Raw genomic sequence first — 10,374 nt, 5'->3', positions numbered from 1 at the left:
GCTCGTGTGCGCGTCGGCGGAGCTCGGCCGCCTGCCGTACGCGCTGGTCCCCGGCGCGGCGGGGCCGTTCGAGGCGAGCACGCAGCTCGTCGCGGCGCTGGCCCGTCCGCCCGTCCGCGAGGTCGCCGGGGTGCGGTTCGTGATGCGGCCGGAGTTCGACGTCACGCCCGAGTCGCCAGGCGGCGGGGTCGCGCTGGGACGGGTCCTGGACCGCAACCGCCGCGACGTGGGCCCGATCTCGCTGCCGCTGTCCAGCCTGAACCGGCACACGTTCGTGTGCGGCGCGACCGGCGCCGGGAAGTCGCAGACCGTCCGGTCGCTGCTCGCGGCCGCGTCGGGCGCGGGGCTGCCGTGGCTGGTGGTGGAGCCCGCGAAGGCGGAGTACCGGCTGATGGCGGCGCGGCTCCCGGACGCGGAGGTCGTCACGGTCCGCCCGGGGGACGCCGAGGCGATCGCGGCCGGGATCAACCCGCTCGAACCGGCGACCGGACCGGACGGGCGGCCGTTCCCGCTGCAGACCCACGCCGACCTCGTCCGGGCCCTGTTCCTCGCGGCGTTCGAGGCCGACGAGCCGTTCCCGCAGGTGCTCGCGGCGGCCCTGACCCGCTGCTACGAGCGGCTCGGCTGGGACCTCGCGCTCGGCGAGCCGACCGTGCCGGGCACCGCGCCGCGCTACCCGACGCTGGCCGACCTCCAGGCAACGGCCGAGCAGGTCGTCGACGAGATCGGCTACGGCCAGGAGATCACCGACAACGTGCGCGGCTTCATCCGGGTCCGGCTGTCCAGCCTGCGGCTCGGCACCACCGGGCGGTTCTTCGAGGGCGGCCACCCCATCGACTTCGACGCGCTGCTCGCCCGCAACGTCGTCCTGGAGATCGAGGACGTCGGGGACGACCGCGACAAGGCGTTCCTGATGGGCACCGTCCTGGTCCGGCTGGTCGAGCACCTGCGGCTGCGGCAGCGGCAGGGCGCGCCGCCCGGGCTGCGGCACCTCAGCGTGTTCGAGGAGGCGCACCGGTTGCTGCGCCGCAGCGAGCAGGCCGGTCCCGCGTCCCACGCGGTGGAGACGTTCGCGAGCCTGCTGGCGGAGATCCGCGCGTACGGGGAGGGGCTGATCGTGGCGGAGCAGATCCCGTCCAAGCTCGTCCCGGACGTCATCAAGAACACCGCCGTCAAGATCGTCCACCGGCTGCCCGCGAAGGACGACCGGGACGCGGTCGGCGCCACGATGAACATCACCGAGGGGCAGTCGCAGTTCCTCGTCACGCTCACGCCGGGCGAGGGCGCGGTGTTCACCGACGGGATGGACTACCCGCACCTGGTCCGGATGCCGGACGGCTCGCGCCTGGAGGAGGCCGCGCCGCCCACGGCCTCGCCCCGCGCACTCGTGACCCCCCGCAGCGGGACGTGCGGGCCGGACTGCCACGACTCCCCCTGCACGCTGCGGGACATGCGCACGGCCCAGCGGGTCCTGTCCGACCGTCCCGAGCTGGTGGTGTGGGCGGAGCTCGCCGCCGCCGCCCACCTGACCGGCTGGGGCTCCCCCCGCCCCTCCCCCTCCGTCCTGGACGGGCTGCCGCCCCGGGCCCGCGACTGCGCCGTCTCGCACGCGGTGGACGCGGCCGTCGCGTCCCGCGCCGCCCCCGCCGGTGTGGCCGGCCATCTGGCCGCGATCCTGCGAGGAAGCGCGTGCGCCGCCGACGAGGTGGAGTTCTTCGCCGCCCCGTACCGCTGGTGCCTCCTGCTGGAGGAGCTCGGGGAGGCGCGGCGAGCGGCTCCCGACGGCGGGCGCCATCCGCGGAGCGGGGAGTGGGAGAGCCGCTACGGGCGTGCGATCCCCGGTGACACGCTCGCCGCGCAGTTCCGCGCCGTCAGCGCCTGGTGGGACCGCGACCAGCGCGACGTCGCCGCCCGCGATCTCGCGCTGTGGGGCTCCTCTCACGGGCTGGAGACCGCGGTGGGCGCTCAGCGCACCGACCCCGACTGGCCCGACCGCCTCCGCGAGGCGGCGTCCCCCCTCGGCAACCTCGGCGGCCTCCTCGACTCCTTCGTCGCCGCCGGCTAGGCCGCCCCCGCCCTACCTGCCCGCCCTCCGCGCGTCGACCTCGATCTCGATCTTCATGCGGGGGTCGGCGAGCCCGCACACCTGCATGGTCGCGGCCGGCCGCACCTCGCCGAAGCGGCGCCGCAGGACGGGCCAGCAGGGCTCGAAGTCGGCGCGCTCGGGCAGCAGGTACCGGACGCGCACCACGTCGGCGAACGTGCAGTCCGCCTCCGCGAGCGCGGCCTCGATGTTGCGCAGGCACTGCTCGGCCTGCTCCACCACGTCGTCGGAGATGGTCATGGTGGCGTAGTCGAACCCGGTCGTGCCCGAGACGTGGACCCGGTCGCCGTCCACCACGGCGCGGGCGTACCCGATCCGTTCCTCGAAGGTCGAACCGCTGAGGATCGCGCGTCGTTCCGTCATGGCCGCAAGTATGGAGCGCTCCGGGATCCCGGCCGCCCGCGGGGTCAGGCCAGTTTCTCCAGGCGGTCGGCGGCCTCGGCGGCGCCTCCCGCCGCGGCGAAGGAGTCGCGGACGCGCCCGGCGGCGGCGCGGTGCGGCCCGTCGGCCAGGACGGTCGTGATGGCGGCCCGCAGCCCGTCCGGACGGACGGCGTCGAACGGGACCGCCGTCCCCGCGCCCGCCTTCTCCAGCAGCCCCGCGATGATCGGCTGGTCGTCGCGGACCGGCGCGGCCACGAGCGGGAGGCCGTGGGCCAGCGACTCGCACACGGCGCCGTAGCCGCCGTCGCAGACGACCGCCGACAGCCGTTCGAGGAGCTTGGGCCGGGGAACCTGGTCGCGGACGATGACGTTCGGCGGCACGTCCCCCACCAGGGCGGCCGGCGCCGCGAAGACCGCCTGGACGTCCAGCTCGCGGACGGCCTCGGCGGCGGCCTGGAAGAACCGCTCGCGTGACAGGTCGTCGGCGGCGTCGAGCGAGACGAGCACGGCGGGCCGGCCGTCCAGCCGGTCCCACGGGAACGCGCTCGGCGCCGGACGGCCGAGGACGGGCCCCACGAAGGCGAAGTGGTCGGGGAAGAAGGAGATGTCGCCGAGCAGCGCGCCGGTGGCGAAGACCAGCACGAGGTGGTCGGAGAAGCGCAGGTCGAGCAGGTCGTCGATGCCGTGGTCGAGCTGGAACCCGCCGATCCGCTCGCGCACCCGCCGCTCGTCCTCCGGCCGGTCGGCGAGCGGGCGGGTGAACTCGGCCGGCGTCGCCGCGGCCGTGGCCCAGGGGATCTCGCGGCGCCGGGCCGCGACGGGCGCGGCGAGGACGAGCTGGTCGCCGACCACCGCGTGCGGGCGGAACCGGTCGACCGCCGTCTCGACGCCGGGCAGCATCGCGTGGCCGAGAGGGACGAGGAACTCCTCCCAGAAGCGCGGGTCGGCGGGACCGCGCCCCCGGATCCGGTCGTCGCACAGGCGCGCCGCGTCGCCGTCGTCGAGGGCGCTGAAGATCCGCGAGCGGGGGCGCAGCCGGGGTTCGAGGGACGCGCGGTGGCCCGTCCAGGCGATCTTGTGGCCGCGGCGGGCGAGCTCGGCGGCGACCGCGGCGACCGCGGCGACGTGCCCGGCGAGCGGCGGGACCGCGAACAGGAAGCGGCGCGGCGAGGTGCACGCCCGCGCGACCCCGGGATCGCCCAGCAGGGACGGCACCCGGACACGGCGGGCGCTCACCGGGCGGCTCCCGCCGGTGTCCGGGGCTGGTCGACGTCGTTCATACTCGGCTCTCCTCCATGTCCGTCGCGCCGGACGCGGCCGTCCAGGCCACGACGTGTCCTTCGACTTCGCGGGTCTCCACCGTGGTGACCGTGCCGTCCGCCGCGATCAGGAGCCGTTCGGCGTCGGCGACGGTCACGACCAGTTCGGGGCGGTCGGTTCCGGTGCCCGTGCCCCGCAGCACCGCCTGGAGCACCGCCTGCTTGGCCGCGCGGATCCGCGCGCCCTCCCCGTTCGGGGCGAGCCCGATGCCGGCCGGTTCGCGGCCGGACCTGACCAGGGCCACGCCCAGGTCGGCGTCCGCGGCGATCGCGAGCGTGAGCGGCTCCTCGAACGGCCCCGTCACGTCCGGGCCGTCCCGGACGGTGAGCTCGGCGGGGAACAGCGGCCCGTGGCCCTCGCGCCACAGGTGGTGGCGGACGGCGTCCTTGGCGGCGATCCGTCCGAGCAGCCACGGCCCCTGCGCGAACGGGGGAAGGGCCTCGTACTCGGCGCGCTCGGCGGCGCAGAGGTACTGGCGCATCAGCAGGTCGCGGGACGCGGTGCCGTCCCACCGCTTGCGGGCCAGGCACCAGCGGCCGGGTTGCGGCTCCCCCGTTCCGGACACCTCGGGGGTGAACTTCATCCGCCAGAGCGCCTCGTCGGTGTAGAAGCGGTGGGTCGTCCATCCGTCGACGCGCCCCCACACTCTCCCGCTCTCCGTGACCATCTCCGCCGAGCAGCGCATGGTGGTGTCGGTGAGGGACTGGTTCCAGATGGTCGTGTCCAGGTTCTCCCCCGGGGACGGGGTGGGCCCGTAGAGGGCGACCCGCTCGATCCCCACCGGGAAGACGGTCTGGTTGGTGTCGCCGTACACCTGGATCCAGTGGGCGCAGAGCTGCCCTGCGCCGTCCATGAGCGCGCCCGGCGTGGGCAGCGAGGTCAGGACGGCTCGGACGCCGTCCTCCGCGAGCGCCGTGATCTCGGTGACGCCGCGGAAGAGGGGGCCGTGGTGCATCCAGCGCTCCTCGTAGAGCCGCTCGGCGGTGACGATGGGCGGCCCCTCGATGCTCAGCGGCGTGCGGTCCGGCAGGGGCGGCGCCGGGTAGCGCTCGGCGAGCAGGACCGTCCCGTCGGCGTGGCCGTTGACGACGACCTTCACCTTGCGGGGCCGCCCCGCCGACTCGATCAGGTAGGCGCGGATGTCGGCGGCCGTCGGCGGGGCCGCGACGAGCCAGCGGACCGCGCGGACGTTCTCGTACCCGACGACCACCAGGTCGGGCAGGAGCTCGCGCGCCGTGTCGGCCATGACCTCCAGGAGCCCCGCCAGCGGAACGACCGGGAACCGGTCGGCCATGTCCGGCCAGTCGGGGGGCTGCGGGACGAGGCAGTGGTCGCGCAGCCACGGCATCGACTCGACCGAGAAGACGCGGGAGACGTTCAGTTCGGCGGCCACCGGCGAGACGTCCTCGCCCGGGACGGGCGGGGGCGGGGGCCCGCCCCCGAGCGCCTCCAGGACCGACTGCGCCCCGCTCGCGGCGTCGTCGAGCAGGGCCTCCAGCTCGGCCAGCACGGGGTCGTCCGCGGGCAGCGGCGGAACCCCGCGGCCGAGCCGGACGGGCTCCACGGCCCCGTCCAGGCTGACCAGCGGCGTCCCGAGGTCCAGGCGCATGCCCCTCGTCGAGGGCGGGGACGGCGAGGACGCGCCGTAGCCCTCGGTCCACAGCGCGGCGACGACGCGGCGGAGCTGGGCCATCCCGTCGCGCTTCGGCACGTTCACGGCCAGGGCGAGGTGCTCGCGGCCGCCGAGGCGGTCGGCGACGAACTCGGTGAGGCCGCCCGGCCCGACCTGCACGAACGCCCGCACGTGCGCCGCGCCGTACAGCTCCTCGACCAGGTCCCCGAACCGGACGGGTTCGAGCAGGTGGCGCGCGACCAGCTCGCGGACCTCGGCGGGGCGGCGCGGGAACGGCGCGACCGCGGTCGCCGACCACAGCGGGACGCGGGGCTCGCGGATGTCCAGCGCCTCGAACGAGCGCCGCAGCGGCTTCTCGTACGCCTCGGCGAGCGGGGTGTGGAAACCCCACCGGAACGGCAGCTCCCGGCCGAGCACCCCTTCGGAGGCGAGCCGCCCCAGGACCTCGCGGACCTCCCGGGCCGGGCCGCACACCACCGACTGGTGCGGGCAGTTGTCGTGGCTGACGACGACGCCGGACCGCGCGCCCACGGCCTCCCGCACCCGGGCCGCGCCGCAGCCGAGCGCCGCGTACACGGCGTCGGGGACGTCCAGGGCCTCGCCGTCGAGCGCGGCGAGGAGCGCCTCGACCTCGTCCGCGTCGCACACGCCGGCGGCGGTCATCGCCGTCCACTCGCCGAGGCTGTGGCCCGCGACGACGTCGGGCTCGACGCCGAGCCGGCCGAGCGCCGCGGTCAGCACGCGGCCGGCGCGCAGCACGTCGGCGGCGTGCCCGGCCAGGTCCGTGCGGCCGGTCAGCGCGGGCGCCGGCATGCCGAAATGCGCGGCGACGTCGTCCACCCGCGGGTCGAAGGCGGCCTCGAACCCGGGGTACAGGAACGCCAGCCGCCCGCCGCCCGCGAGGAGGGGGCGGGGCGCGAACCACACGTCGCTGCGTCCCCGCCAGGCCGTCCCGCGCTGGACGAGGGCGCGCGCCAGGTCGAGCCTGCGCGGCGTCGGGCCGACGATGGCGAGACGGCACGGAAGGTCGGGGACGTCGTCGCGGACCCTGGCGAGAAGCTCCTCGTCAGGGGCGGCCAGGGCCTCGGACAGTTCCTCGGGCGTGCGCGCGGCCAGGCGCAGGACGCCCTCGTCCGACGGCGGCGCGTCGAGCCTGCGCCGCCGCGGCCTGCGGGCGGCGGGCGGCTCCTCCAGGACCACGTGCGCGTTGGCGCCGCCGAACCCGAACGCGTTGACCGCCGCCCTGCGGGGGCCGCCCTCCCGGGCCCACTCCGCGGCCTCCCGGACGAGCCGCAGCCGCCCGCCGTCCAGCGCCGGATGCGGGTCGTCGACGTGCAGCGTCGGCGGCAGGACGCCGTCGCGCAGCGCGAACGCGGCCTTGAGCAGCCCGGCGATCCCGGCGGCCGGCATCGCGTGCCCGATCATCGACTTGACCGTGCCGAGGCCGATCGGCGGGCCGGCGGCGCCGAAGACCCGGCGCAGCGTCGCCAGCTCCGCCTCGTCGCCCGCGGGAGCGCCGGTGCCGTGCGCTTCGATCAGCCCCACCGCGCCGGGTGCGGCCGGGTCCAGGCCCGCGTCCCGCCACGCCCGCTCGACCGCCAGGACCTGAGACCGCGGACCGGGCGCTTGACGATCCGCGTGACCTCGTAGCCCGGCGCCTTCTCCAGGCACGCCGCCAGCTCCGCGTCGATCACCACCGCGCCCGGCCGGGCGAGCGAGGTGAGCCGGGCCGCGAGGTTCACGGTCGTGCCGAACACGTCGCCCATCAGCGGCAGGACGGGCCCGTGGGCGACGCCGACCCGCACGTCCGGGACCTCGGTCTCGTCCTGGATCGCCGCCGCCACCGTCAGCGCGATCTCCGCGCCGATCTCCGGCGTCGCCGCGCTGAACAGCACTTCGTCGCCGAGCGTCTTGACCAGCCGGCCGCCGCAGGAGGCGATGATGTCCGCGGCGGTCTCCTCGAACCACTCCACGACGCGGGCGAGCTCGATCTCCTCCAGCTCCCGGCTGACCTGGGTGAAGGAGACCATGTCCGCGAACCCGACCGTGGTCATCGGCCGGCCCGCCGAATCGCCGTTCTCCCGGCTCGCCGCCGCGGCCAGCGCCCGCGTGCCCGCGGCCGCGAGCTGCCGCCGCCAGGCGTGCAGGACCAGCGGCTCGAAGTCGCCGATGTGCTTCTCGGCGATGTCCACCACCGTGTCCACCGCCTCCGCGGACGGCGTCTCGGTCAGGTCCTGCGTCAGCATGCTGCGCAGCAGGTTGACATGCCACTCGGCGAGCCGCGTCATGGTCTGGCCGAACGCCCTGACCAGCCGGATCACGCCGTCCTCGTCCAGGATCCCGTCGTCGACGAGCCGGCGGAGCCGGTCCAGCGCCGCCACGTCGCCCTCGGTGTAGGCGATCGTCTCGTCCGGCATCGACGGGTAGCCGAACGCCCGCCAGATCCGTCCGGCGAAGTCCCGCGACACGCCGGACAGCCGGACCGCCTCGACGCGGTTGTACCGCAGCTCGCCGCCCAGCAGGAGCTCTTCGATCTCCTTCGGATCCGGCAATCCGGCCGCCATCATCCGCCCCTCAGTCCGCGGCCGCCGTGGGCCGTGGCGGCGGCGTCGTGAATCGGTACCCGCACATATCGTCGCAGATCAGCATCAACGTCAACGGACGGATGCCGGATCGCCTCGTCCCGTTCACCGGACGTGCACCACATCGCCCGCACTGACCGCCGTGTCGCCGGCCGGTCCGGCCACCACGAGGCGGCCCTCCTCGTCCACGTCCCGCGCCGTCCCGGTCAGCCGCTCGCCGCCGGGCATCTCCACCCGCACCTCGCGGCCGAGGGTCGCGCACAGGTCCCGGTACGCGGTGCGCAGCCCGCTGCTCTCCGGATCGCCGCCGAGCGCCGTCCACTCCTGGTACCAGGTGCCGAACTCGCGCAGGATCGCGCGCAGCAGCGGCGCCCGGTCGCTGAGCGGCGCGCCCTCGATCGCGAGGGACGTCGCGGTCGGCACTGGCAGCTCCTCCTCGCGCAGGCCCACGTTCAGCCCGACCCCGACCACGAGCCCGCCGTCGACCATCTCGGCGAGGATCCCGGCGAGCTTGCGGTCCCCGACCAGCACGTCGTTCGGCCACTTGAGGCGCACGTCCACCGCGGTGTCGCCGCCCTCACCGCCCTCGCCGCCGTCCCCGAGGAACCCCTCCCCCGCCTGCGACCAAGCGGTCATCCGGCGGAGGGCGGTGGCGACCGCCACGCCGGTCAGCAGCGACGCCCACCCGAACCGCGCCACCGGGACGCGGGGACGCAGCAGCATCGAGAACGTCAGGCCCGACCGCGGCGGCGCCGTCCAGGTCCGCCCGAGCCGTCCCCGGCCCGCCGTTTGCAGCTCGGTGACCAGCACGGTCCCCTCCGGCGCGCCCTCCCGCGCCCGCTCCGCGAGGTCGGCGTTGGTGGACCCGGTCTCCTCCACCACGCGGACGTCCCGCCACAGCCCGCCCTCCCGCACGAGCGCGCGCCGCAGCGCCGCCTCGTGCAGCGGCGGCCGGCCGAGATCCCCATAACGCGAGTCGCTCACACGACCAATCCAACCTCATCCCGAAGTCGATCTTGGGACCGGCGTCCGGCCGCGGCGGCCGCGCTCGTTAGGGTGCCCCCATGGATGGTGCGACGCTGGATGGTGTGACGCTGCGGCGCGACGGGCACGTCGCGGAGATCGTGCTGGACCGCCCCGAGGCACTCAACGCCCTGTCGACCGCGATGGCCCGGCGCCTCGCGGGCGTGTGCGCCGAGGTCGCGGCGGACGCGTCGGTCCGCGCGGTGGTCCTCAGCGCCGCCGGGGAGAAGGCGTTCTGCGTGGGCGCCGACCTCAAGGAGCGCAACGCGATGAGCGACGAGGAGATCCTCGCGCAGCGCCCCGTCTTCCGCGCCGCGTTCGGCGGCGTCCTGAACCTCCCGCAGCCGGTGGTCGCGGCCGTGCACGGCTACGCCCTCGGCGGCGGCTGCGAGTTCGCGCTGTCCGCCGACATCGTCGTCGCGGACGAGTCGGCCGTGTTCGGCCTCCCCGAGGTGGGCGTCGGCCTCGTGCCCGGCGGCGGCGGAACCCAGCTCGCGCTGCGCCGCCTCGGCCCCGGCAAGGCCGCCGACCTGGTCTTCACCGGCCGCCGCCTCGGCGTCGAGGAGGCCCTCGCCTACGGCCTCGCCGACCGCCGGGTCCCCGCGGGCACCGCCCGCGAGGAGGCCCTCGGCATCGCCGAAGTCATCGCCGGCAACTCCCCCACCGCCGTCCGCGCCGCCAAGCGCGCGATGCGCCAGGGCGGCGGCGCCGCCCTGGAAGCCGCCCTCGACCTCGAAGAGAACGCCTGGCGCACCGTCGCCTTCTCCGCCGACCGCCGCGAGGGCATCGCCGCCTTCAACGAGAAGCGCAAGCCGGTCTGGCCGAGCTAGCCCCACGGGGGAGACCCCTGGAAGCCCCGTTGCGACGCGCCTGCCCGCGCCCCGGCTGAGGTTCTAGGTGAGGGTGTCGGAGTGGCCTGCCTTCAGGCGGGGCCACTGGGCCATCGGGCGGCCGTCGGCGCGGAAGAAGCCGCCGTCGACCGACCCCTCGCGCGGCCAGCCTTCGGGAGAGTCCTCCCAGGTGAAGTACGTGCAGCCGTCGCACTGCTCGGCGGCGGGCCTGCCGGCGGACCACACCATGTAGTACGCGATCGGCTGGCGGCGGCCCTCGAAGGCGTCCGGCAGCGTCACGGGGCCGCAGTCCTCGGCCAGGTCCCAGTCGCCGGTGGCCGCGATCAGGGCCTTACGGGCCGGGGGGCACCTGTTTGGCCATGTGGACGATGCCCCGGCCGCCGATGGTCTCGCGGCCCGTCTCGCGGTAGGCGAGCGGCATCCGGTACACCTCGGGCGCGTACGGGCCGAACCCCTGCTTGTAGGGCATGTTCTTCGC

The 10,374-nt window shown here is 75.8% G+C and carries 8 protein-coding genes; 2 read left to right on the top strand and 6 right to left on the bottom strand.

The features are described from left to right. The coding region (locus AB0C69_RS29630) for an ATP-binding protein (RefSeq protein ID WP_360358411.1) at positions 1 to 2,065 on the top strand (2,065 nt) is incomplete at its 5' end. Between the two features lie 12 nt (positions 2,066 to 2,077). Here the strand turns inward: AB0C69_RS29630 and AB0C69_RS29625 are convergent. The 5 genes from AB0C69_RS29625 to AB0C69_RS29605 all read right to left on the bottom strand — a co-directional run bounded on the left by AB0C69_RS29625 (position 2,078) and on the right by AB0C69_RS29605 (position 9,006). After that, positions 2,078 to 2,467 (bottom strand): RidA family protein, encoded by a 390-nt coding sequence (locus AB0C69_RS29625; protein ID WP_345178541.1) that lies wholly within the window; start codon positions 2,465 to 2,467, stop codon positions 2,078 to 2,080. Between the two features lie 44 nt (positions 2,468 to 2,511). Continuing rightward, positions 2,512 to 3,723: a nucleotide disphospho-sugar-binding domain-containing protein gene (locus AB0C69_RS29620; protein WP_360358410.1), complete on the bottom strand. Its 1,212-nt coding sequence runs from the start codon at positions 3,721 to 3,723 to the stop codon at positions 2,512 to 2,514. Positions 3,724 to 3,763: 40 nt separating this feature from the next. Further along, complete coding sequence (locus AB0C69_RS29615; RefSeq protein ID WP_360358413.1) at positions 3,764 to 7,042, bottom strand: acyltransferase domain-containing protein; 3,279 nt, start codon at positions 7,040 to 7,042, stop codon at positions 3,764 to 3,766. Continuing rightward, the gene (locus AB0C69_RS29610) at positions 6,976 to 8,004 is read right to left on the bottom strand and encodes an adenylate/guanylate cyclase domain-containing protein (RefSeq protein ID WP_360358409.1); all 1,029 of its coding nucleotides are present in this window, start codon (positions 8,002 to 8,004) and stop codon (positions 6,976 to 6,978) included. Before AB0C69_RS29610 ends, AB0C69_RS29615 begins: the two co-directional genes overlap by 67 nt. A 123-nt stretch (positions 8,005 to 8,127) precedes the next feature. Continuing rightward, complete coding sequence (locus AB0C69_RS29605) at positions 8,128 to 9,006, bottom strand: biotin--[acetyl-CoA-carboxylase] ligase (protein ID WP_360358408.1); 879 nt, start codon at positions 9,004 to 9,006, stop codon at positions 8,128 to 8,130. 80 nt (positions 9,007 to 9,086) lie between these two features. On the opposite strand from AB0C69_RS29605, the gene AB0C69_RS29600 reads away from it, so the two are divergent. Further along, a complete protein-coding gene (locus AB0C69_RS29600) occupies positions 9,087 to 9,875 on the top strand; it encodes an enoyl-CoA hydratase-related protein (RefSeq protein WP_353835113.1) in 789 nt (262 codons plus the stop codon). Positions 9,876 to 9,938: 63 nt separating this feature from the next. Here the strand turns inward: AB0C69_RS29600 and AB0C69_RS29595 are convergent, their stop codons facing one another. Next, positions 9,939 to 10,196, bottom strand: coding sequence for a DUF899 family protein (locus tag AB0C69_RS29595; protein WP_360358412.1), 258 nt, complete (start codon positions 10,194 to 10,196; stop codon positions 9,939 to 9,941). Positions 10,197 to 10,374 lie beyond the last annotated feature (178 nt).

Origin of the sequence: Actinomadura sp. NPDC048032 (genome assembly GCF_040653175.1) — a bacterium.
Taxonomy (GTDB): Bacteria; Actinomycetota; Actinomycetes; order Streptosporangiales; family Streptosporangiaceae; genus Spirillospora; species Spirillospora verrucosospora.
The sequence above is the reverse complement of the archived record's forward strand: the minus strand, read 5'-3'. Positions and strand labels throughout refer to the sequence as shown.